This window comes from Streptomyces sp. NPDC059080 (assembly GCF_042739975.1).
Classification (GTDB): Bacteria; Actinomycetota; Actinomycetes; order Streptomycetales; family Streptomycetaceae; genus Streptomyces; species Streptomyces benahoarensis.
The window spans coordinates 38,429-60,281 of record NZ_JBHYGX010000029.1; the positions used below are offsets into that span (position 1 = coordinate 38,429).

The 21,853-nt window shown below is 75.8% G+C and carries 19 protein-coding genes and 1 riboswitch; of the genes, 11 read left to right on the forward strand and 8 right to left on the reverse strand.

Annotated features, from left to right (window positions below):
- Positions 1-81 precede the first annotated feature (81 nt).
- From ACFWWQ_RS21500 to ACFWWQ_RS21525, 6 genes are all read right to left on the reverse strand, one after another.
- A complete protein-coding gene (locus ACFWWQ_RS21500) occupies positions 82-861 on the reverse strand; it encodes an enoyl-CoA hydratase/isomerase family protein (RefSeq protein WP_384598460.1) in 780 nt (259 codons plus the stop codon).
- 111 nt (positions 862-972) lie between these two features.
- Positions 973-1,194, reverse strand: coding sequence for a helix-turn-helix domain-containing protein (locus ACFWWQ_RS21505; RefSeq protein ID WP_030283073.1), 222 nt, complete (start codon positions 1,192-1,194; stop codon positions 973-975).
- Positions 1,195-1,534: 340 nt separating this feature from the next.
- Positions 1,535-3,133, reverse strand: a complete 1,599-nt coding sequence (locus ACFWWQ_RS21510; RefSeq protein ID WP_384598462.1) for an ABC-F family ATP-binding cassette domain-containing protein — start codon at positions 3,131-3,133, stop codon at positions 1,535-1,537.
- 334 nt (positions 3,134-3,467) lie between these two features.
- Positions 3,468-4,907 (reverse strand): hypothetical protein, encoded by a 1,440-nt coding sequence (locus tag ACFWWQ_RS21515; RefSeq protein ID WP_384598464.1) that lies wholly within the window; start codon positions 4,905-4,907, stop codon positions 3,468-3,470.
- A 196-nt stretch (positions 4,908-5,103) separates the two neighbouring features.
- Positions 5,104-6,231, reverse strand: coding sequence for an alpha/beta hydrolase (locus tag ACFWWQ_RS21520; RefSeq protein WP_384598466.1), 1,128 nt, complete (start codon positions 6,229-6,231; stop codon positions 5,104-5,106).
- 95 nt (positions 6,232-6,326) lie between these two features.
- Positions 6,327-7,022 carry a class II aldolase/adducin family protein gene (locus tag ACFWWQ_RS21525; RefSeq protein WP_384598468.1) on the reverse strand — a complete coding sequence of 232 codons (696 nt, stop codon included), beginning with the start codon at positions 7,020-7,022 and terminating at the stop codon, positions 6,327-6,329.
- A gap of 525 nt (positions 7,023-7,547) precedes the next feature.
- On the opposite strand from ACFWWQ_RS21525, the gene ACFWWQ_RS21530 reads away from it, so the two are divergent.
- The 8 genes from ACFWWQ_RS21530 to ACFWWQ_RS21565 all read left to right on the forward strand — a co-directional run bounded on the left by ACFWWQ_RS21530 (position 7,548) and on the right by ACFWWQ_RS21565 (position 16,984).
- Entirely contained in the window at positions 7,548-8,795 is a 1,248-nt protein-coding gene (locus ACFWWQ_RS21530; protein ID WP_384598470.1) for an anion permease, read from the forward strand.
- 25 nt (positions 8,796-8,820) lie between these two features.
- Positions 8,821-9,054: a hypothetical protein gene (locus ACFWWQ_RS21535; protein WP_384598472.1), complete on the forward strand. Its 234-nt coding sequence runs from the start codon at positions 8,821-8,823 to the stop codon at positions 9,052-9,054.
- Positions 9,055-9,235: 181 nt separating this feature from the next.
- A riboswitch (cobalamin riboswitch) is annotated at positions 9,236-9,389 on the forward strand.
- Positions 9,390-9,515: 126 nt separating this feature from the next.
- Positions 9,516-10,514, forward strand: a complete 999-nt coding sequence (locus tag ACFWWQ_RS21540; protein ID WP_384598474.1) for a cobalamin biosynthesis protein — start codon at positions 9,516-9,518, stop codon at positions 10,512-10,514.
- Entirely contained in the window at positions 10,511-12,067 is a 1,557-nt protein-coding gene (locus tag ACFWWQ_RS21545) for a cobyric acid synthase (RefSeq protein WP_384598476.1), read from the forward strand. Before ACFWWQ_RS21540 ends, ACFWWQ_RS21545 begins: the two co-directional genes overlap by 4 nt.
- A gap of 112 nt (positions 12,068-12,179) precedes the next feature.
- Positions 12,180-14,330, forward strand: a complete 2,151-nt coding sequence (locus ACFWWQ_RS21550) for a putative cobaltochelatase (protein ID WP_384598478.1) — start codon at positions 12,180-12,182, stop codon at positions 14,328-14,330.
- Complete coding sequence (gene cobO / locus ACFWWQ_RS21555; RefSeq protein WP_384598480.1) at positions 14,330-14,926, forward strand: cob(I)yrinic acid a,c-diamide adenosyltransferase; 597 nt, start codon at positions 14,330-14,332, stop codon at positions 14,924-14,926. The genes ACFWWQ_RS21550 and cobO overlap by 1 nt, the downstream gene beginning before the upstream one ends.
- Positions 14,927-14,933: 7 nt before the next feature.
- Positions 14,934-16,316, forward strand: coding sequence for a cobyrinate a,c-diamide synthase (locus ACFWWQ_RS21560; protein ID WP_384598482.1), 1,383 nt, complete (start codon positions 14,934-14,936; stop codon positions 16,314-16,316).
- On the forward strand, positions 16,313-16,984 hold the full coding sequence (locus ACFWWQ_RS21565) for a VOC family protein (protein WP_384598484.1): 672 nt from the start codon (positions 16,313-16,315) through the stop codon (positions 16,982-16,984). Before ACFWWQ_RS21560 ends, ACFWWQ_RS21565 begins: the two co-directional genes overlap by 4 nt.
- A 20-nt stretch (positions 16,985-17,004) precedes the next feature.
- On the opposite strand, the gene ACFWWQ_RS21570 is transcribed toward ACFWWQ_RS21565, so the two are convergent.
- Positions 17,005-17,727, reverse strand: a complete 723-nt coding sequence (locus tag ACFWWQ_RS21570) for a ZIP family metal transporter (protein ID WP_384598519.1) — start codon at positions 17,725-17,727, stop codon at positions 17,005-17,007.
- A gap of 131 nt (positions 17,728-17,858) precedes the next feature.
- On the opposite strand from ACFWWQ_RS21570, the gene ACFWWQ_RS21575 reads away from it, so the two are divergent.
- The 3 genes from ACFWWQ_RS21575 to cobC are packed head-to-tail and all read left to right on the forward strand — an operon-like array spanning position 17,859 to position 20,252.
- A complete protein-coding gene (locus tag ACFWWQ_RS21575) occupies positions 17,859-18,368 on the forward strand; it encodes a cobalamin biosynthesis protein (protein WP_384598486.1) in 510 nt (169 codons plus the stop codon).
- Positions 18,365-19,186, forward strand: a complete 822-nt coding sequence (locus ACFWWQ_RS21580) for a sirohydrochlorin chelatase (protein ID WP_384598488.1) — start codon at positions 18,365-18,367, stop codon at positions 19,184-19,186. The genes ACFWWQ_RS21575 and ACFWWQ_RS21580 overlap by 4 nt, the downstream gene beginning before the upstream one ends.
- A gap of 1 nt (position 19,187) precedes the next feature.
- Positions 19,188-20,252, forward strand: coding sequence for an Rv2231c family pyridoxal phosphate-dependent protein CobC (gene cobC, locus ACFWWQ_RS21585; RefSeq protein WP_384598521.1), 1,065 nt, complete (start codon positions 19,188-19,190; stop codon positions 20,250-20,252).
- Between the two features lie 210 nt (positions 20,253-20,462).
- Here cobC and ACFWWQ_RS21590 read toward each other — a convergent pair whose 3' ends face one another.
- Positions 20,463-21,584 (reverse strand): SCO1860 family LAETG-anchored protein, encoded by a 1,122-nt coding sequence (locus tag ACFWWQ_RS21590; RefSeq protein ID WP_384598523.1) that lies wholly within the window; start codon positions 21,582-21,584, stop codon positions 20,463-20,465.
- Positions 21,585-21,853: the final 269 nt, after the last annotated feature.

Here is a 21,853-nt window from a genome sequence, read left to right on the forward strand (position 1 = left end):
GACCCGGGGGGGGGCGCGCGGCGCGGCCCCCCCCCCCCCCCCGCGACGCCCTCCGGCACGGCGTCGCGGGAACGCACGGGGTCATTCGCCGAGGCCCGCCAGGTCACGCAGGCGGCGGCCCTGGGCGGCACGCTCGGCGGCGCGCTGCTCCTCCAGATCGCGGCCGACGGCGCCGGCCAGCAGTGCCTTGGTCTCGATGACGGCGTCGCGCGGCGGGGCCAGGAGAGCGGTGATCAGGTCGGCGACCGCGGCGTCCAGTTCGTCGCCGGGGACCACGAGGTTGGCCAGGCCGATGCGGCCCGCCTCGTCGCTGTGGACGAAGCGCCCGGTGGCGCAGATCTCCAGCGCCCGGGCGTAGCCGACGAGATGGACCAGCGGATGGGTACCCGTCAGATCGGGCACCAGACCGAGGCTGGTCTCGCGCATCGCGAACTGCACGTCCTCGGCACACACCCGCAGGTCACAGGCGAGCGCCAGCTGGAACCCGGCGCCTATCGCATGACCCTGGACGGCGGCGACCGACACCAGGTCGTTCCGCCGCCACCAGGTGAACGCCTCCTGGTACAAGGCGATGAGCGCGTCCATCTCGTGCTCCGGGCCGCGCGCCATGTCGAGGAACGACGGCTCACCGTCGAAACCCTCGGGCGTGAACGCCTGCCGGTCGAGGCCCGCGGAGAAGGACGTGCCCTCGCCCCGCAGCACCACGACGCGGACGCTCCCCGGCAGCAGCGCGCCGGCCTCGGCCAGCGCCCGCCACATGGCGGGCGACTGGGCGTTGCGCTTGGCCGCGTGGGTGAGGGTCACCGTGGCGAGCGCGTCGTCCACGGTGAGCCGCACACCGTCCTTGTCGAGCAGAGTCATCAGAGTGCCTCCGAGTCAGCCGTCACACACCAGCGTGCGTAAGTGACTGAACGGTAACCTCCCGGTCGTCTGCCCGACCGACCGGGGGGACACCCGTCGGAGTCGCGGTCGTCAGGCCGAGGTGGCCTTCTTGCCCCTCGTTGCTCCGCCCCGACCGCGCAGGGACACACCGGATTCACTGAGCATCCGGTGGACGAATCCATAGGAGCGTCCGGTCTCTTCGGCCAGCGCCCGGATGCTCGCTCCGGAGTCGTACTTCTTCTTCAGGTCTGCCGCGAGCTTTTCGCGCGCGGCGCCGGTCACCCGGCTGCCCTTCTTCAGAGTCTCGGCCACCCGTGCCTCCTCATGGGAAGTGCGCTCTGGACTCTCATGATCACCCCTCCTCGCGTTCCTGGCCACCCATTCGGCAAGGTCTGTGGTGAGCCGTCCGAGGCCGTCCGTGTCCGGACAATCTGGCCAAGGGCCTCCGACACCCACCGAAATCGCCGCGCCATCTCGCACACCGTCCGAGAAACCGCAGGTCAGCAGGGGAGAGCCGGGAACGACGGAAGCCGGGCCGCGGGGGCCCGGCTTCCGTCTCGGAGGCTCGCCGGTGTACGAGCCGCTCTCACTCAGATGATGGATCACCCGTCGGCCGAATGATCGATACGCGGACCTGGCCGCCCGCCGCCGGTCACGCCAGCGCGACGAGGTCCGCGTACTCCTGACCCCACAGGTCCTCGACGCCGTCGGGCAGCAGGATGATCCGCTCCGGCTCCAGGGCGTCCACCGCGCCCTCGTCGTGCGAGACGAGGACGACGGCGCCGGTGAAGGTGTGCAGCGCGCCGAGGATCTCCTCGCGGCTGGCCGGGTCGAGGTTGTTCGTCGGCTCGTCCAGCAGCAGCACGTTGGCCGACGAGACGACCAGCGTGGCCAGCGCCAGGCGGGTCTTCTCGCCGCCGGAGAGCACCCCGGCCGGCTTGTCGACGTCGTCGCCGGAGAACAGGAAGGAACCCAGCGTCTTGCGGATGGCGACGAGGTCCATGTCCGGGGCGGCGGAGCGCATGTTCTCCAGGACCGTGCGGTCCGGGTCGAGCGTCTCGTGCTCCTGCGCGTAGTAGCCGAGCTTGAGGCCGTGACCGGGGCGGACGTCGCCGGTGTCGGGGGTCTCCACTCCGGCCAGCAGCCGCAGCAGCGTGGTCTTGCCGGCACCGTTCAGGCCCAGGATGACGACCCGGGAGCCCTTGTCGATGGCGAGGTCGACATCGGTGAAGATCTCCAGCGAGCCGTACGACTTCGACAGGCCCTCGGCGGTGAGCGGCGTCTTGCCGCACGGCGCCGGGTCGGGGAAGCGCAGCTTGGCGACCTTGTCGGCGGCGCGGACGTCCTCAAGACCGGCCAGCAGGCGTTCGGCGCGCTTGGCCATGTTCTGCGCGGCGACGGTCTTGGTGGCCTTGGCGCGCATCTTGTCGGCCTGCGAGTTGAGGGCCGCGGCCTTCTTCTCGGCGTTCTGCCGCTCCCGCCGACGGCGCTTCTCATCGGCCTCGCGCTGCTGCTGGTAGAGCTTCCAGCCCATGTTGTAGACGTCGATCGTGGAGCGGTTGGCGTCGAGGTAGAAGACCTTGTTGACGACGGTCTCGACGAGGTCGGCGTCGTGGGAGATCACGATGAAGCCGCCGCGGTACGTCTTGAGGTAGTCGCGCAGCCAGACGATGGAGTCGGCGTCGAGGTGGTTGGTCGGCTCGTCGAGCAGCAGGGTGTCGGCGTCCGAGAAGAGGATCCGGGCCAGCTCCACGCGGCGGCGCTGACCGCCGGAGAGGGTGTGCAGCGGCTGGGCGAGGATCCGGTCGGGCAGGCCCAGGCTGGCGGCGATGGTCGCGGCCTCCGCCTCGGCGGAGTATCCGCCCTTGGTCAGGAACTCCGTCTCCAGGCGCTCGTACTTGCGCATCGCCTTCTCGCGGGTGGCGCCCTTGCCGTTCGCCATCCGGTCCTCGTTCTCCCGCATCTTGCGCAGGACGGTGTCCAGTTCGCGGGCGGAGAGGATGCGGTCGCGGGCGAGGACGTCCATGTCGCCGGTGCGCGGGTCCTGCGGGAGGTAGCCGACCTCGCCGGAGCGGGCGACGGAACCGGCGGCGGGGATGCCCTCACCGGCCAGGACCTTGGTGAGGGTGGTCTTCCCGGCGCCGTTGCGGCCGACGAGACCGACGCGGTCGCCCTTGGCGATGCGGAAAGAAGCGGAATCGATGAGAACGCGGGCGCCGACGCGCAGCTCAAGGCCGGAAGCGGTGATCACGGAAAAACTCCAGGGCAGGGTGACGGCGGATTGGACGGACGGTCCGAGAGCGGTCTACGCCGTCTAATGAACCCAGAGGAGAACTGCCATGCGGGCAGTCTAACGGTGCCGCGCCACTGGTTTTCCCGGTCGCCGTACGGACCACAGGCTCCCTCCGCGGCCCGTCCGGCGCGGTGGCGTGCGCGGCTGCCGCGGGGGCGATGCCTGTGGTCACCGGTGGACTGTGAGGCAGATCTCATGGCCACCCGCGCGGGCGGCGGGCCGGGGCGTCCGGTGGTCGGCCGCGGCCCGGTGGCGGGCCGCCGGGCCGTGGTGGCCCGGCGGTTTCCGGGGCTCAGACGCCGCCGGTGTGCACCTGGAACGCCGCCCGGCGGACGGCCTTGGCCAGCGCCGGGTCGGGGTGCGCCGCGGCGAGCGCCACCAGGACCTGGACGGTGCGCGGATGGCCCACGGCGCGTACCTCTTCGAGGAGGCGCGGGACGGAGCCCTGGACCGCCGAGTCGAGGTGGCGGATGAGCAGCTGGCTCTCGCCGTGGTCGGCGACGGCCGCGGCGGTGTCCACCCAGAGCCAGGTCGACTCCTCGCGGGTGAGCACGTCGGGGGCGTTCTCCGGGTCGCCGCCCTCGTGCTCGAAGAGCCACAGCAGGGCGTACGGCCGCAGCGCCGCCTCGTCGGCGGCGGCGCGGACGGCGGCCTCGGCCGGGGCACCGACGGCGCGCAGCGCCTCGAAGGCCAGCCCGCGCAGCAGCGCGTCCTCGCCGCGCGCCACGGTCAGCAGCTCCTCGACGGCCGAGCCCACGGAGCGGGCCGCGAGCCAGGCGCGGTACTCCGCGCGGGCCGGGCCCGGGGTGAGCCGGGCGCAGCCGCGGAGCATGGCGGCGGCGGTCTGCTCGATGTTGCCCGCCGGGCTCTGCGCCGCGACGCAGATCTGCTCCAGCTTGACCCACACCGACCAGTGGCCCAGCGGCGTCAGCTGCGCCTCGCGGCCGTCGTCGTCCCCGTCCGGGGCGGGGGCCGGGCCCGGCGTGCCGTCGCCGGGCACCAGCGCGCCGACCGCGGTCAGCGCGGCGAGCGCCCAGTCCAGCAGGGCGGTGAGCGGGGCCTGTCCGTCCTCGCCCGCCGGGTCGCCGTCCGCGGACTCGGTGCGGGGGCCGTACGGCACCTCGCAGCGCTCGGTACGCAGCTCGGCGACGCGCTGTTCGAGCATGTCCAGCAGCGCCTGGAGCCGTACCGGACCGGCCGACAGATGGAGCAGCGACAGCAGCTGCGGGACGGCCTCGACGACCTCGCCGACGATGGCGGGCCCGGCGCCCCCGGGGGACGGCAGCGCCAGCGACCAGGCGTCGAAGAGGGCGACCCAGCCGCGGAGGGCGGCGGTGTCGTCGCGGTCCCAGGCGCGCAGCCGCCAGCCGGCGCGGGCCAGCCCGCCGTGCAGCTCGATCAGTCCGGCGAGGCGGGCGCGGTCCCAGTCGGCGCGTACCTGCGCGGTGGGCAGGCCGAGGGCCTCGGCGGCGCGGTCGACGTCGGCCGCCGGGAGGGCGCCGTCGCGCCCGGCCCGTAGTCCGGCGGTGGCGCCGTCGGCCCAGTGGGCCAGCCGGGACGCGCCGGAGAGCGCGGCGCGGGCCTGGCGCGCCAGTTCCGCGGGCGGCGGGGTGCCCTCGGGCGGGCGTGGGGCCGGACGGGCGGCCCGGGTGGTCACCGCCCGGCGGGCGGCGGCAATCGGTTGCCTGGGGACGAGTCGGAGCCGGGAGTCGCGCGGGGTACGGGACGTCACAGGGGCAGTCTTGCCGCTGACGGCCCGAAAACCCAATCGGACGACGGGAAACGGCCCGCTCAGCGGGGTTCACCCAGGCGACCCATCACGGTTGTGGGGAGTTGTCCCCCCGTACGCCCGCGCGCCGTGTTCCCCCGTACGCGCGCGCCGTGTTCCCTCGCACGCGCGCGGAAGAAGAGCGCCCGGGGCCGGGCGGCTACATCAGCGGGGTCAGGAAGCGGCGCAGGGTCTCCTCGTAGGCGGCGGGCGCGGCGTTCCACATGGCGGCGTGCGGGGCGTGCGGCACGGGGCGGAGGGTGACGAGGTCCGGGCGGCGCGCGGCGAGGGCGCGGGAGGCGGCCCAGGGGGCGAGGGTGTCGTCCGGGCCGTGGAAGAGGAGGGTGGGGGCGGTGAGGGTGTCCGGGTCGACGGCGTCGCCGGGGCGGTCGACGGGGAGTCCGGTGTGGCCCTCGGCGGCGCGGACCGCGAGCGGCAGCAGGGCCCGCGGGACGCGCCGGGCGGCGGCCAGGGCGCGGACGGTGGCGTGCCGGTCGAGGATCGGCGAGTCCAGGACGAGGCCGCGGATGCGGTCGCGCATACCGGAGCGGGCGGCGGCGCGGAGCGCCATGGTGGCCCCGGCGGACCAGCCGTGGAGGACGACGTCGCGGGCGCCGTAGCGGACGGCGTAGCGGATGGCGGCGTCCAGGTCGCGCCATTCGGAGTCGCCGAGGTGGTGCAGCCGGTCCGGGGTCTGCGGGGCGCCCGCGTCGTTGCGGTAGGCGAGGGCGAGGACGGGCAGCCGGTGGCGGTGGAGGAACGGCATGAGGACCATCGGGTGTTCACGGGTGGTGCCGATGCCGTGCACGGTGATCACCCAGGTGTCGCGCACGCCCGGCAGGAACCATGCGGGCAGCGACCCGAGTTCGCCGGGGACGTCGACGTCGGCACAGGTCAGGCCGAGGGCGTCGCGGGGGTTCCCGGCGTACACCTGTGGAGTGAGGCGCACCCGGGTGCCGGGCGGGAGCGTGCCGTGGGTGATCCGCTCCAGGCGGCGCACGACGGTGTCGGCGGGGTGCGGGGTGTGGTGCACCACCGGGCCGACGATCGCATGGCAGCCGGAGCCGGCGAGGCCGTAGGTGCCGGGGCGCAGCGACGCCAGGCTGCGGGTCAGGGTGACCGTCTCGTCGTCGGTGGCGTGGACGGTCAGGCGCGCATCCCCGGGGAACGGCACCTGGGGCGAGGGCCGGAGGGCGACGCCCCCGGCGTACCGGCCGGCCGCCACCGCGGCCGCCCCGGCACCGATCACGGTGGTGGCGGCCGCAGCCGCCGCAGTAGCCAGGCGCACCTCTTCAGTGTGGAGCGGGGTGCCGGGGGCGGCCAGCGGGCGGGGCGAGCGGGTGACGCGGGCGCCGTCCGGGGTGCGGGGCGGAACTCGCGGGGCTACTCCTCCGGGTGACGCCCGTAGCCGCGGAGGCGGGTGGCGGTCTCGGCGAGGTCGGCGGCGGAGAGGAGGGCCGGGGTGCGGCCGGGGACGGAGGAGGCGAGGAGCCAGACCCGGCACATCCACTCCAGCTGGGCGGTGCGGTCCAGGGCCTGGCCGAGGGTGGCGCCGTGGGCGAGCGTGCCGTGGTGGGCGAGGAGGCAGGCGGTCCGGTCGCGCAGCGCCGCGAGGGCGTGGGCGGCCAGTTCGTCGCTGCCGTAGGGGGCGTAGGGGGCGACGCGGACGGGGCCGCCGAGGGCGGCGGTCATGTAGTGGACCGGCGGGAGGTGGCCGACGAGGACGGAGACGGCGGTGGCGTGCGGGGCGTGGGTGTGCACGAGCGCGGCGGCGTCGGTGGCGCGGTAGACGGCGAGGTGCATGGGGAGTTCGCTGGTGGGCGGGAGGGTGCCCGCGCACTGCCGCCCGTCGAGGTCGACGGCGGTGAGGTCGCCGGGGCCGAGGCGGTCGTAGGGGACTCCGCTGGGGGTGACGAGGACGGTGTCGCCGACGCGGGCCGAGACGTTGCCGGAGGTGCCGACGACGAGGCCGTCGGCGACGGTGCGGCGGGCGGTGGCGACGACACCGTCCCAGGCGGCGGCGAGCGCGTCGGCGCCGGGCCGGTCCGGGTGCGGGGCGGGGGCGCCGGTACGGGTCACGGGTTCCTCCGGGGTGCGGGCGGTCGGGGTGCCGTCACCGTACGGGCCGGGCGGGCCGGCGCGGCCGCCCCGGGAGGCCAGTGCGCGCGGTGGTCCGTCACCGTACGGGCCCGGCGTACGGAAGCGTGGGCCGTCGTCCGGCGTACGCCGCGGTCGCACACCGGGGCGTCCTCGGGGACGGGTGCCGGGCCTGGTGTTCCGGCCGCGTCCGCGGGCCGGTCGGGGGGCGCGGGACCGCGCCGGGTCCGGGTGGTCGCCGGGACGGCTCCCGCGCCGTTCACCAGCGGGGTGACGCACCGCGACGGGGCCGTTCGCATGCCGTTCACGCGTCGTGGAACAAGCCGGAATCGGGTCGCGCGGCAGCACATTCGAGCCACGTACAGATGGGGCGGAAGTGACGTGTGAGATACCTCCTCTCGAACACTGCGACGGCGTCATTGCTGCGCCCGGCCGCGTTCACCTCCCGTTCACCCACCCTTCGTACGTTTCCGGCGTCACTGACCTTCGAACTGATTGCCTGGGTGAATGGAACACATCACGCTTCTCATCGGGATCGTGATCGTCACGGCCTTGGTGTTCGACTTTACGAACGGCTTCCACGACACGGCCAACGCCATGGCCACCACCATCTCCACCGGCGCGCTGCAGCCCAAAATCGCGGTGGCGATGTCGGCGGTCCTCAACCTCGTCGGCGCGTTCCTGTCCGTGGAGGTCGCCAAGACCATCTCCGGCGGGATCATCGACGAAAGCGCCGGTATCAGACCTGAAGTGATCTTCGCCGGTCTGGTCGGCGCGATCGTCTGGAACCTCCTCACCTGGCTCGCCGGCCTCCCCTCCAGCTCCTCCCACGCCCTGTTCGGCGGTCTGATCGGCGCCACGCTGGTGTCCGTGGGCACCAACGGTGTGCACGGCGGCGCCGTGGTGATGAAGGTCCTCATCCCGGCCGTGGCCGCCCCGGTGGTCGCCGGTATCGCGTCGATGGCCGCGACCCGGCTGACGTACCGGCTGTCCCGGGGCCGTGACGAGCAGGAGACGGCCAAGGGGTACCGCGCCGGGCAGATCGCCTCGGCGGCGCTGGTCTCGCTGGCGCACGGCACCAACGACGCGCAGAAGACGATGGGCGTGATCACCCTCGCGCTGATCACCGGCGGTGTGGTCGCCCCGCACGCCGACCCGCCGCTGTGGGTCATCGCCTCGGCCGGTCTGGCCATCGCCCTCGGCACGTACCTGGGCGGCTGGCGGATCATCCGCACGATGGGCAAGGGCATCACCGACATCCAGCCGCCGCAGGGCTTCGCCGCCCAGACCAGCGCCGCGGCCACCATCCTGGCCTCCTCCCACCTCGGCTTCGCGCTCTCCACCACCCAGGTCTGCTCGGGTGCGGTGATGGGTTCGGGTCTGGGCCGCAAGGGCGGCGTGGTGCGCTGGTCGACGGCGGTGCGGATGGTCGTCGCCTGGTGCCTGACGCTGCCGGCCGCGGGCCTGGTCTCCGCCGGTGCCGCGCTCCTGGCCGGCCAGGGCGACTGGGGCATCACCGCCGTCGCCGTCCTCGCGCTCGGCATCTGCGGCGCCATCTGGGCCGCCTCCCGCCGCAAGCCCATCGACCACACCAACGTCAACGAGGCCGAGGCCACGGAGCCGCCCGGTGTGGTCACCGTGGCTCTCCAGACGGTCACCCCTCCCCCGGCCGGGACGCTCGTGCCCGCCGAGGGCGCGGAGGCCGCCCACGCCGCGAGCGCCCCGCGCGCCACGACCGCGACAGCCGCCGGCTGACCGCCCGACTCTGAGGAACCGCAGCATGAGCATCGACTGGGCAGCTCTCGGCCAGGTCTTCGGCGTCACCCTGGTGGTGACGGTCGGGATCGTGGGCCTGTTCACGGTCGGCATCGTCGGCACGGCCCGTACCCGGCAGGAGGGCGCGGCCGCCACGGCGGGCGCCCCGAGCACCGGCGCGCGGATCGGCGGCCTCGCCGCGTACGCGGTCTGCGCGGCCGCGGTGGCGTACGGCATCTATCTGATCGTCGCCGCCTGACCCGTCCGGCAGCGCGCGCACGGCGCCCGGTCACCGCAGTTCCGCGGTGGCCGGGCGCCGTGCGTCGTACGGGGCCTGTGGTGTGCGCCACAGGCCGTGCGGTACCGCGGCGTCGCAGGTCACGGGCGAGTTGACGGGGTTGGCGGGGCGTGGTGGACTTCCCACGCCAATCGGCGACAGCAGAGGAAGTCCGGTGCGAATCCGGCGCGGTCCCGCCACTGTCACCGGGGAGCGTTCCTCCGACGAAGGTCACGGTCCGCCTCGTGCACGCCCGACGGGCGCACGCCAGGGCTGGAAGGCCGGAGGAAACGCCGATCCGGGGAGCCAGGAGACTCCTGTCGCCGTCACGTCGAACCAGGGCGCGGACCCTGAGTGAGGACATATCGCCATGCCTGGCAGCCCGTTCAGAGTCTCCCGTGTGTCTTCGGTGATCCGTCGAGGCGTGACGGCGGTCTGATCCGATGCGTGCCGAACACGCCACCTACGCGTGCGGTGCGGCCCTGGGCTTTCTCGGTGATCTGCTCGCCGCCGACCCGCGGCGCGGCCATCCGGTGGCCGCCTTCGGGCGCGCCGCGGCGGCCGTCGAGGCCCGGCTCTGGCGCGACCACCGCGGCCACGGCGCCGTGCACGCCCTGTTCTGCGCGGGCGGTGCCACCGCCGGTGCCGCCCTGCTGCGGCGCGCGGTGCGCGGCCCCGCGCCCGTCCCCTCCCCCGCCCGTACCGCCGCCGCCACCGCGCTGACCGCCGCGACCGTCTGGTCGGTGCTGGGCGGCACCTCGCTGGGCCGGGAGGCGCGGGCCGTCGGCGAGGCGCTGGCCGCCGGGGACCTGGCGGGGGCGCGGCGGCGGCTGCCGCATCTGTGCGGCCGGGACCCGCAGGCGCTGGACGGGCCGCAGATGGCGCGGGCGGTCGTCGAGTCGGTCGCGGAGAACACCTCGGACGCCGTGGTGGGCGCGCTGGTGTGGGGCGCCGTCGGCGGTGTCCCGGGCCTGGTGGCGTTCCGGGCGGTGAACACCCTCGACGCGATGGTGGGTCACAAGTCGCCCCGCCACCGCCGGTTCGGCTGGGCGTCGGCGCGGCTGGACGATGTGGCCGGGTGGCCCGGCTCCCGGCTGACCGCCGCGCTCACCGTGCTCGCCGCCCCGGACCGGCGCGGCGCCGCGCGGGCCTGGCGGCGCGACGGCGGAGCGCATCCGAGTCCCAACGCGGGCCCGGTGGAGGCCGCGTTCGCGGGGGCGCTGGGCGTACGGCTCGGCGGGACGCTGGCATACGGCGGGCGTATCGAGCACCGGCCGCGGCTGAACGGAGCGGGGCGGCCGGTGGCGACGGAGGACATCGCGCGGGCGGTGCGGCTCTCGCGCCGGGTGAGCGTGCTGGCGTTGACGACGACGGTGGCCGGGCGGCTGCTGGCGGGCGCGGTGCGCCCGGCCCTCGCCCGGCGGAAGGGCAGGATCCGGTGACGGGCGGCGGGCTGCTGATCGCGGGGACCACCTCCGACGCGGGCAAGAGCGTGGTGACCGCGGGGATCTGCCGCTGGCTGGTGCGGCAGGGCGTGAACGTCGCGCCGTTCAAGGCGCAGAACATGTCGCTGAACTCGTTCGTGACGCGGGACGGCGCGGAGATCGGCCGGGCGCAGGCGATGCAGGCGGCGGCAGCCCGGGTGGAGCCGTCCGCGCTGATGAACCCGGTGCTGCTCAAGCCCGGCGGGGACCGCAGCAGCCAGGTGGTGCTGCTCGGCAAACCGGTCGGCGAGATGAGCGCGCAGGGGTACTTCGGGCGCCCCGGGAGCGGGGCGCGGCCCGGTGGGCGCGCGGAGTTGCTGGCCACCGTCACCGACTGTCTGGCGGAGCTGCGGCGCGCCCATGACGTGGTGATCTGTGAGGGCGCGGGCTCCCCGGCGGAGATCAATCTGCGGCGGACCGACATCGTCAACATGGGCATCGCGCGGGCCGGGCGGCTGCCGGTGGTGGTGGTCGGCGACATCGACCGGGGCGGCGTGTTCGCGTCGTTCTTCGGGACGACGGCGCTGCTGTCGAAGGAGGACCAGGCGCTGGTCGCCGGGTATCTCGTCAACAAGTTCCGCGGCGATGTGGCGCTGCTGGAGCCGGGCCTGGACATGCTGCGGGAGCTGACCGGGCGGCCGTCGCTGGGCGTGCTGCCGTTCGCGCACGGTCTGGGCATCGACGAGGAGGACGGGCTGCGGGTGTCGCTGCGCGGCGCGGTCCGCGAGAGCGTGGTGGCGCCGCCGCACGGCGCCGATGTGCTGCGGGTGGCGGTCGCGGCGGTGCCGCTGATGTCGAACTTCACGGACGTGGACGCGCTGGCCGCCGAACCGGGCGTGGTGGTGCGGTTCGTGGACCGCGCCGAGGAGCTGGCCGACGCGGATCTGGTGGTACTGCCGGGCACCCGCGGCACGGTGCGGGCGCTGGCCTGGCTGCGGGAGCGGGGGCTCGCCGACGCGGTCGCCCGGCGGGCCGCCGAGGGCCGTCCGGTGCTGGGCATCTGCGGCGGGTTCCAGATGCTCGGCGAGGTGATCGACGACGAGGTGGAGTCGCGGGCGGGCACCGTGCCGGGCCTGGGGCTGCTGCCCGTACGGGTGCGGTTCGCGGCGGAGAAGACGCTGGCCAGGCCCGTCGGCACGGCGCTGGGCGCACCGGCCGAGGGGTACGAGATCCACCACGGTGTGGCCGAGACCGTCGGCGGGGAGCCGTTCTTCACCGACGCCGGCGGGCGGCCGCTGGACGGCTGCCGGTCGGGCGCGGTGTGGGGGACGCACTGGCACGGGTCGCTGGAGAGCGACGCGTTCCGGCGGGCGTTCCTGCGCCGGGTGGCGGCCGACGCGGGGCGGGCGTTCGTCCCGGCGCCGGACACCGGCTTCGGCGCGCTGCGCGAGGAGCAGCTGGACCGGCTCGGCGATCTGATCGAGGAGCACGCCGACACCGGTGCGCTGCTGCGGCTGATCGAGGAGGGCGTCCCGCCGGGGCTGCCGTTCGTCCCGCCGGGGGCGCCGTGAGGGCGCGCGGATCCGGAGGACGCCACGCAAGGGTGCCCGAGGGCACGGACCGGTCGGCCGGGGACGGCCGTAAGCCAGATGACCTGTGTCGTTACGAAGGAGTGATCGCCACATGAGCGCCCGCTATCCGTTCACCGCCGTCGTCGGAATGGACGACCTGCGGCTGGCGCTGCTGCTGAACGCCGTCAGCCCGGCGGTGGGCGGCGTCCTCGTCCGCGGCGAGAAGGGCACCGCCAAGAGCACCGCGGTGCGGGCGCTGGCGGAGCTGCTGCCGGAGGTGGCGGTCGTCGGTGGCTGCCGGTTCAGCTGCGATCCGGCCGCGCCGGACCCCGGGTGCCCGGACGGGCCGCACGGCGCGGCGGACGCGGCGCACCGGCCCGCCCGCATGGTGGAGCTGCCGGTGGGCGCCTCCGAGGACCGGCTGGTCGGCGCCCTGGACATCGAGCGGGCGCTGGCCGAGGGCGTGAAGTCCTTCGAGCCGGGCCTGCTCGCCCGGGCGCACCGCGGTCTGCTCTACGTCGACGAGGTCAACCTCCTCCACGACCACCTGATCGATCTGCTGCTGGACGCCGCCGCGATGGGCGCGTCGTACGTCGAGCGGGAGGGCGTCTCCGTCCGGCATGCGGCGCGGTTCCTGCTGGTCGGGACGATGAACCCGGAGGAGGGCGAGCTGCGGCCGCAGCTCCTCGACCGGTTCGGGCTGACCGTGGAGGTCGCGGCGGACCGGGATCCGGAGCGGCGGGTGGAGGTGGTCCGGCGGCGGCTGGCGTTCGACGACGATCCGGCGGCCTTCACGGTGCGCTGGGCGGCGGACGAGACGGCGCTGCGGGAGCGGATCACCGCCGCGCGGGCGCTGTTGTCGTCGGTGCGGCTCGGCGACGGGGCGCTGCGTCGGATCGCCTCGGTCTGCGCAGGGTTCGAGGTCGACGGGATGCGCGCGGACCTGGTCATGGCGCGGACGGCGACGGCGCTGGCCGCGTGGGCCGGGCGGACCGAGGTGGCCACCGAGGACGTGCGGCAGGCGGCGCTGCTGGCGCTGCCGCACCGCAGGCGGCGGGCGCCGTTCGACGCGCCGGGCCTGGACGAGGAGAAGCTGGACCGGATCCTGGAGGAGTCCGCCCCGGAGGACGACCCGGAGCCGCCCGGCCCGCAGGACGACGGGCCCGAGGGCCCCGCCGACGGTCCGGAGGGCGGGCCCGACGACGGGCCGGACGGCGGCGGCCCGGACGGCGGCGGTCCCGAGGGTGGTGGCGCGCCGCCGCCCCGGGAGGAGACCGTGCCGGGGCCGCGCGAGCGGGAGGCGGAGCCCGCGCCGGGCCGGGACGGCGACGGCGGGGAGCCGGGCGGCGAGCCCGACGGGCGTCCGGCCGGGGCCCCGGCGGCGCAGCAGGCGGCGGTCGCCGCGGGCGAGCCGTTCACCACCCGGCGGCTGGACGTACCGGGTCTGGGCGAGGGCGCGGACGGCCGCCGGTCGCGGGCACGGACCGCGCACGGCCGGACCACCGGGGCGCGGCGGCCGCGCGGCGCGCTCGGCAAGCTGCACCTGGCGGCGACGCTGCACGCGGCCGCGCCGCACCAGCGGGCGCGCGGGCGGCGCGGCCCGGGCCTGGTGGTGCGCCGCGACGATCTGCGGGAGGCGGTCCGCGAGGGGCGGGAGGGCAACCTCGTGCTGTTCGTGGTGGACGCCTCCGGGTCGATGGCGGCGCGGAAGCGGATGAGTGCGGTCAAGGGCGCGGTGCTGTCGCTGCTGCTCGACGCGTACCAGCGGCGCGACAAGATCGGCATGATCACGTTCCGGGGCCGGGAGGCGGAGCTGGCGCTGCCGCCGACCTCGTCGGTGGAGGCCGGGGCGGCGCGGCTGGCGTCGCTGCCGACCGGTGGCCGCACCCCGCTCGCCGAAGGGCTGCTCAAGGCCCATGAGGTGCTGCGGGTGGAGCGGCTGCGGGACGCCTCCCGGCGGCCGCTGCTGGTGGTCGTCACGGACGGCCGGGCCACCGGTTCCGGGGCGCCGTCGCCGCTGGAGCGGGCGGCGCGCGCCGGGCGGCTGCTGGGCTCCGAGGGCGTCGCGTCGGTCGTCGTCGACTGCGAGAGCGGTCCGGTGCGGCTGGGGCTCGCCGGGGTGCTCGCCCGGGAGCTGGGCGGCACCGCCGTCACCCTCGACGAGTTGCGCGCGGACAGCGTCTCGGGGCTCGTCCGGGACTTCCGTGGCGGGCGGGGAGCGTCCGCCGCACACCACATCCAGGATTCCAGGAAGGTCGCGTAATGCCGCAGGGACAGCCGTCCGTCGTACCGAACGACGGGCTCACCACCCGCCAGCGCCGCAACCGGCCGCTGGTCTTCGTCCACACCGGCGTCGGCAAGGGCAAGTCGACGGCGGCGTTCGGGCTCGCGCTGCGGGCCTGGAACCAGGGCTGGCCGGTCGGGGTGTTCCAGTTCGTGAAGTCGGCGAAGTGGAAGGTCGGCGAGGAGCGGGCGCTGAAGGTGCTCGGCGAGACCGGCGAGGGCGGCACCGTCGCCTGGCACAAGATGGGCGAGGGCTGGTCCTGGGTCCAGCGCGACATGGCCTCCAGCGAGGAGGCGGCGCGCGAGGGCTGGGAGCAGGTCAAGCGGGACCTGGCCGCCGAGACGTACAAGCTGCTGGTGCTCGACGAGTTCGCCTACCCGCTGCACTGGGGGTGGATCGACACCGAGGACGTGATCGCGGCGCTGCGCGACCGGCCCGGCACCCAGCATGTGGTGATCACCGGGCGGAACGCACCGCAGGCGCTGGTGGACTTCGCGGATCTGGTCACCGACATGTCGAAGGTGAAGCACCCGATGGACACCGGCCAGAAGGGCCAGCGGGGCATCGAATGGTGAGCGTGGCATGAGCGGCGGGACGATCCCCCGGCTGGTGATCGCCGCGCCCGCGTCCGGGGCGGGCAAGACGACGGTCGCGACGGGCCTGATGGCCGCGTTCGCCGAGGCGGGCCTCGCGGTCTCCCCGCACAAGGTCGGCCCGGACTACATCGACCCCGGCTACCACGCGCTGGCCACCGGCCGCCCGGGCCGCAACCTCGACGCCTACCTGTGCGGGACGGAGCGGATCGCGCCGCTGTTCCGGCACGGCGCGCGGGGCTGCGATCTCGCCGTGGTCGAGGGCGTGATGGGGCTGTTCGACGGCGCGTCCGGGCAGGGCGAGCTGGCGTCGACGGCGCAGATCGCCACGGTGCTGCGGGCGCCGGTGGTGCTGGTGGTCGACGCGTCGTCGCAGTCCCGGTCGGTGGCCGCGCTGGTGCACGGCTTCGCGTCCTGGGACCCCGGCGTGCGGCTGGCCGGGGTGATCCTCAACAAGGTCGGCTCGGACCGGCACGAGGCGCTGCTGCGGGAGGCGATGGAGTCGTCCGGCGTCCCGGTGCTGGGCGCGCTGCGCCGTACCGGCACGGTCCACGCGCCCTCCCGCCACCTGGGCCTGGTGCCGGTCGCCGAACGCCGTACGGAGGCGGTGGAGTCGGTACGGGAGCTGGCCGCGCGGGTGCGCGCGGGGTGCGACCTGGACGCGCTGCTGGCGCTGGCGCGCAGCGCGGGCGAGCTGCCGGACGCGGTGTGGGACCCGGCCGAGGAGGTCGCCGCGGCCGGGGGTCCGGCCGCGGGCCGGCCGGTGATCGCGGTGGCCGGTGGCGCCGCGTTCACCTTCTCGTACGCGGAACACACCGAGCTGCTGCGGGCGGCGGGCGCCGACGTCGTGCCGTTCGATCCGCTGCACGACGAGCGGCTGCCGGAGGGCGTCCGGGGGCTGGTGATCGGCGGCGGCTTCCCGGAGGTGCACGCCCCGGACCTGTCGGCGAACGCGCCGCTGCGGGCGGCGGTGGCCGGGCTGGCGGCGTCGGGCGCGCCGGTCTCGGCGGAGTGCGCCGGGCTGCTGTATCTGTCCCGGTCGCTGGACGGGCGGCCGATGTGCGGGGTGCTGCCCGCCGACGCCCGGATGACGGACCGGCTGACGCTGGGCTACCGGGAGGCGGTGGCGCTGACGGACAACGTGCTGGCCGCGGCAGGCACCCGGGTGCGCGGCCACGAGTTCCACCGCACCGCCGTGGAACCGGGCGCGGGCGCGTCCCCGGCGTGGGGCGTCACGCACCCCGCGCGGCGGGTGGAGGGCTTCGTGGCGGGCGGTGTGCACGCGTCGTATCTGCACGTCCACTGGGCCGCGACGCCGTCGCTGGCCACGCGCCTCGTGGGGGCGGCGGCGGCCGCGGCGGGCGCGCGATGAGCGCCGCGACGGCACCGGCCGTCCTCGACCACCTGGTGTACGCGGCGCCGGATCTGGCGGCCGCTGCCGAGGAGTTGGCGGAGCTGACCGGGGTGCGGCCGGTGACCGGCGGCAGCCACCCGGGCCGGGGCACCCGGAACTGTCTGCTGGGGCTGGACGGCCCGTTCGGCGCCGGGGCGTATCTGGAGCTGATCGGCCCGGACCCGGAGCAGCCGGAGCCGGCCGGTCCGCGCTGGTTCGGCATCGACGCGCTGACCGGCCCACGGCTGGTCACCTGGGCGGTACGGGCCACGGGCCTGCCGGAGCGGGTGGCGCGGGCGCGGGCGGCCGGCTACGACCCGGGCGACGCGGTGGCGATGGGCCGCCGCACCCCGGACGGCGGGCGGATCTCCTGGGAGCTGACGCCGCCGTGCGCGGGCGGCGGCACCACACCCTTCCTCCTCGACTGGGGCGCCACCCCGCATCCGACGGCCGCGGGGCTGCCCGCGCTGACGCTGGAGGCGTTCGCGGTGACCGACCCCGACCCGGCGGCGGCCACCGCCCGGCTGACGGTGCTCGGCGGGCGCTGGCCGGACGCCCCGGCGGCCGCCGGACCGGCCGCGCTGACCGCCGTGGTGCGGGGCCCGCGCGGCGCGGTGCGGCTGGGGCACGGGGCCGTCGCGGTATGAGCGCGGTGGCGGCGGGCCGGTCAGCCCGCGAGGCCGACGACCAGCCAGATGGCGCCCACCCCGGCAACCGTGCAGGCCAGGGTGGGCAGCGCCGGGTGGGCGTGGTGGGCCTCGGGCAGGATGCCGGAAGTCGCCAGGTAGAGCAGGACGCCGCCGAACAGCCCGAGATAGCCGCCGAGCCACTGCTCCGGAAGGGTGACCACCAGCGTTGCGGCCGCCCCGAGCAGCGGCGCCACCGCGTCCGCGCCGAGCATCAGCAGCGCCCGGTGCCGGGCGTTCCCGTACAGACTGGTGATCGTGTACGTGTGGAAGCCGTCGGCGAAGTCGTGGGCGATGACGGCGAGCGCCACGGCCGCGGCCATGCCGTGCCCGGCCTGGAAGGCGAGGCCGATGGCGAAGCCGTCCATGACGCCGTGCAGCACCATCGCGGTGGCGGCGGTCAGCCCCACCTGCGGGATGCGGCCGCCGTTCGGCGCGACGGCCCCGGCGGCGCCCGGCAGGCCGCTGCCGCGGGCGGCGCGGCGGACCGCGAGGAGGCGTTCCAGGGCGTGCGCGGCGAGGAAGCCGAGGACGAAGCAGAGCAGGGCGAGCGGGACGCCGAAGACCGGGCGCCCGGCGGCGTCCAGCGCCTCGGGCAGCAGATCGAGCCCGACGACGCGGAGCATCAGGCCGCCGGCCAGCCCCAGCACGAGGTGGCGGCGGTCGGTGACGCGCTGGGCGACCCAGCCGCCCAGCAGCGTCATCAGCACCGCGCCGAACGCGAGGAGGACCGGCACCGCCGCACCCCTTCCCGCCGGTTCGCCCCCGGCTCTGCCCCCTTCCTACTGACGCGCCGCCCCTCCCGCACCTTCGCGCGGCGCCCGGCCGGGGCACGGTGACGGCGCCAGGCCCCGTCCTCTACGTGGGCGTCGGCGCGGGGCGGGGCGTCGCGGAGGCCGAGGTGCTGGCTCTGGTCCGCGCCGCGCTGGCCGAGGCGGGCGGGACGGTGACCGCGCTGGCGACCGTCGAGGCGAAGGCCGCCGAACCGGGGCTGGTCGGCGCGGCCCGGCGGCTGGGCGTGGCGCTGCGTACATTTTCGGCCAGGGAGTTGTCCGGTGTGCGGGTGCCGGGCGGTGGTTCGGCGGTGGCGCTGAACGCCGTCGGGACGCCGAGCGTGGCGGAGGCGGCGGCGCTGCTGGCGGCGGGGCCCGGCGCCCAACTGCTCGTCCGGAAGCGGAAGTCGGCGCCGCCCGCGGGACCGTCGCGGGCCACCTGCGCGGTAGCGTCGGCGACCGGCCATCACGGCGCGGAGCGGGGCCGCCCCTCGGTTATCGTCGTCCCTTCCCCACCCGGCCCGGCCCCGGACCGGCCCCGCGGACGCACGGCCCCCAAGGAGATCTTGTGACCACCCCTCCCGCCCTGCTCATCGCCGGTCACGGCGACCGCGACGACGGCGGGGCGCAGGCCCTGCGCGCGCTGCTGGACGCGGTCGCCGAGCGCCGCCCCGGGATCCCGGCGGCGGCCGGTTTCACCGGGCGGGCGCCGTCGGCGCTGCCGCTCGCCGAGGCGGTCGACGGGCTCGCCGCCCGGGGCGCGACGGAGATCGTCACCGTGCCGCTGATATCCGAGGGCCCGGCGCGGCGCGGACTGTCCGCGGAGCTGACGGCGGCCGCGGCGCGCCATGCGGGGCTGTCGTTCGTCCGCGGGCAGGCACCGGACGGCCATCCGCTGCTGCTGGGCGCGTGGGAGCGGCGGCTGGACGAAGCGCTGGGCGGCGGCGGGGCACGGCGCCCCCGCGACCGGGCCCGGACCACGGTGCTGCTGGTGGGCGGCGGCTCCGGCGACCCGTACGCCAACGCCGAGGTGGCGCGGGCCGCCCGGCTGCTGTGGGAGGGCCGGGGCCTGGCCGGGGTGGAGACGGCGTTCCTGTCGTACGCGGCGCCGGACGTGCCGACGGGTCTTGAGCGCTGCCGGGTGCTGGGCGCGGCGGTGCCCGGACCGGACGCGCCGGGGCGGATCGTGGTGCTGCCGTGCTTCCCGCTGCCCGGCGATGAGCAGGAGCGGCTGCGGCTGCAGACCGAGGGCTGGGGCGCGGCGCACCCGGAGTCCGAGGTGGCGTGCGCCGATCCGGTCGGCGCGGCCCCGGAGGTGGCCGACGCGGTGGTGGCGCGCTACCGGGAAGCGGTCCGGGCGAAGGAGGAGCACCGTGTCGCCGTCCGCTGAGATGGGTGAGCCCGATCTGCGCCACCACGGGGACGCCGAAGTGCGGGGCGGTGCCGCCGCGTTGACGGACCTGGCGGTCAACGTCCGTACGGGGACGCCCCCGGCGTGGCTGAAGGCGGAACTCGTCGCGTCGCTGGACGGACTCGCCGCGTATCCGGACGGGACGGCGGCGCGGCGCACGGTCGCGGCGCGCCACGGGCTGCCGGTGGCACGGACGTTGCTGACGTCGGGGGCGGCGGAGGCGTTCGTGCTGCTGGCGCGGGCGGTACGGGCGCGCCGTCCGGTGGTGGTGCATCCGCAGTTCACCGAGCCGGAGGCGGCGCTGCGGGATGCCGGGCACACGGTGGAGCGGGTGGTGCTCTCCGAGCGGGACGGTTTCCGGCTGGATCCGGCGGCGGTACCGGACGGCGCCGATCTGGTCGTCGTCGGCAACCCGACCAACCCGACATCGGTGCTGCATCCGGCGGACGACCTGGCGCGGTTGGCTCGGCCGGGGCGGACGCTGGTGGTGGACGAGGCGTTCATGGACGCGGTGCCCGGTGAGCGGGAGTCGCTGGCCGGGCGGACGGATCTGCCCGGCCTGGTGGTGCTGCGCAGCCTGACGAAGACGTGGGGGCTGGCCGGGCTGCGGATCGGCTACGTCCTGGCGGAGCCGGGGACAGTGGCGGAGCTGGAGCGGGCGCAGCCGCTGTGGCCGGTCTCGTCGCCCGCGCTGGCGGCGGCCGAGGCGTGCTCCGGCCCGACGGCCCTGGCGGAGGCGGCGGCCGCCGCGCAGCGGACGGCGGCGGACCGCGCCCACCTGGTGGCACGGCTGGCCGAACTCCCGGATGTGACCGTCATCGGCCCGGCCGAGGGCCCGTTCGTCCTGATCCGCCTGGCGAACGCGGCGGCGGTGCGGGAAGCCCTGCGGGCGAGCGGTTTCGCGGTACGCCGCGGCGATACGTTCCCGGGCCTGGGGCCCGACTGGCTCCGGCTGGCGGTCCGGGACCGGGAGACCACGGACCGCTTCACGGCGGCTCTGGCGGAGGCGGTGGCGAAGGTGGGGGCCGGAAGGGGCGTGGGCTGAGGGGCCGTGGGGCCCGTCGTCACAGCAAGGGTGCGGGGCCGACCGCCACCTGGTCGGCCCCGCACAGGGCGCTGTCCTCCCGCCCTGGTGCCGGTCCCCCTCCGCCAGGGAGGGGAGACGGACCGGAGGCGGGCACGGGGCTGCGGACCGCGCCCTGGCCGCACACCGGGACGGCGCCCCCACGGCACCGTCCCGGCATACGGGGTTGTGTCAGCCGCTCACCGCGGCCTTGCGCTTGCGGGTGTAGACCACCGAACCGGCGCCCGCGAGGAGCAGCACCGCGGCGCCGCCCGCGAGGTACGGCGTGGCGGAGCTGCTGCCCGTCTCGGCGAGGTCGCCGCCGCCCTGGGGCCGCGGGTCGGAGCCGCCGGACCCGGAGCCGCCGGACCCGGAGCCGCCGGAGCCCGAGGCGCCACCGTTGTGACCGCCCGAGCCGGAGGAGCCGCCGTCCTGGCCGCCGGAGCCCGAACCGCCGGTGGTGGCACCGCCATTGCCGCCGGTGGTGGCACCGCCGTTGCCGCCGGCGGTGGAGCCGCCGTTCTGGCCGCCGGTCGTCGCACCGCCGTCCGTGGAACCGCCCGAGCCGCCCGTCGTGGAGCCGCCCGCGGTGCCCTGGCCGGGGTCCGGGGCTCCGGGGGTGGTGCAGCTGGCCTCGGCGAGCCGGACGCGGCCGTTGACCTCGGCGACGTTCAGCTTCAGCGGGTTGACGGCGACCCGGAGGTCGAGCGCGGTGGCCGCCGCGCTCGTGGAGGTGGTCTGCTTCTTGGAGAGGTCGAGGCGGACCTCGCCCACGCCCGGGACCTTGACCTCGGTGGTACCGCCCGCGGTGAGCGTGACGGTCTTGCCGAGGACCTTGACGGTGCCGAGCACGTTCGAGGTGGCGGTGGGGCGCTCGCCCGCCGTGCAGACGGCGTGGGAGGTGACCTTCTCGACCTCGATGAGGGAGAGCAGCGGCAGACCGGGGACGTGGACCTTGGCGTGCGCGAGGTTGCTGTAGCCCTCGGCGCCGTCCGCGTCGGCGGTGGCCCGTGCGGTGGCGACGTCCGCGCGCAGCACCGAGAAGGGCTTGCCGTCGTCGACGCCGTCCAGGTCGACGCTGAGCGCCGTCTTCTTCGCGTCGGCCGGGGCGTGCACGTCGTTGAGGGTGACGTTCAGCGGCAGCGTGACGGCCTTGTTGAGCAGGCTGACGTCCAGACCCGTGCGGAGCACGGCGGCGCCGGCGGTGCCGTGGTCGGCGGCGTGTGCCGGGGCGGCGCCCAGGAGGAGCGTGGGACCGGCGGCGAGCGCGGTGGCGGCCGCGACGGCGGCGAGGCGGCGCGCGGGACGACGCACCGGCGCCGGGCAATCGGGGCCGGTCCGCGGGGAAGCGGGCAGGCCGGACAGACTGATGGAGCTGGTGGACACGTGTGTGGAACCCCCCACAGAGGAATGGAGCCACCGCCCGCACCAATGGGGGACATCTCGACGGCCGGTGACCTCGACCCGTCCATACTGTACGCACACAGGGTGAACAGTCAGCCACGAATGGTGAGTTCATCCTTATGAGTGATTTTCGGATTTTCATTCGAATCCCCTGGTGCAAGGGGCTCATGCACCACAGT

Bases quoted from the DNA above. Each gene is read 5' to 3' on its own strand.
- ACFWWQ_RS21500 (WP_384598460.1), bottom strand. From the start codon at position 861: ATGACTCTGCTCGACAAGGACGGTGTGCGGCTCACCGTGGACGACGCG.
- ACFWWQ_RS21530 (WP_384598470.1), top strand. From the start codon at position 7,548: ATGGAACACATCACGCTTCTCATCGGGATCGTGATCGTCACGGCCTTG.
- ACFWWQ_RS21535 (WP_384598472.1), top strand. From the start codon at position 8,821: ATGAGCATCGACTGGGCAGCTCTCGGCCAGGTCTTCGGCGTCACCCTG.
- ACFWWQ_RS21540 (WP_384598474.1), top strand. From the start codon at position 9,516: ATGCGTGCCGAACACGCCACCTACGCGTGCGGTGCGGCCCTGGGCTTT.
- ACFWWQ_RS21550 (WP_384598478.1), top strand. From the start codon at position 12,180: ATGAGCGCCCGCTATCCGTTCACCGCCGTCGTCGGAATGGACGACCTG.
- cobO (WP_384598480.1), top strand. From the start codon at position 14,330: ATGCCGCAGGGACAGCCGTCCGTCGTACCGAACGACGGGCTCACCACC.
- ACFWWQ_RS21560 (WP_384598482.1), top strand. From the start codon at position 14,934: ATGAGCGGCGGGACGATCCCCCGGCTGGTGATCGCCGCGCCCGCGTCC.
- ACFWWQ_RS21565 (WP_384598484.1), top strand. From the start codon at position 16,313: ATGAGCGCCGCGACGGCACCGGCCGTCCTCGACCACCTGGTGTACGCG.
- ACFWWQ_RS21570 (WP_384598519.1), bottom strand. From the start codon at position 17,727: ATGACGCTGCTGGGCGGCTGGGTCGCCCAGCGCGTCACCGACCGCCGC.
- cobC (WP_384598521.1), top strand. From the start codon at position 19,188: ATGGGTGAGCCCGATCTGCGCCACCACGGGGACGCCGAAGTGCGGGGC.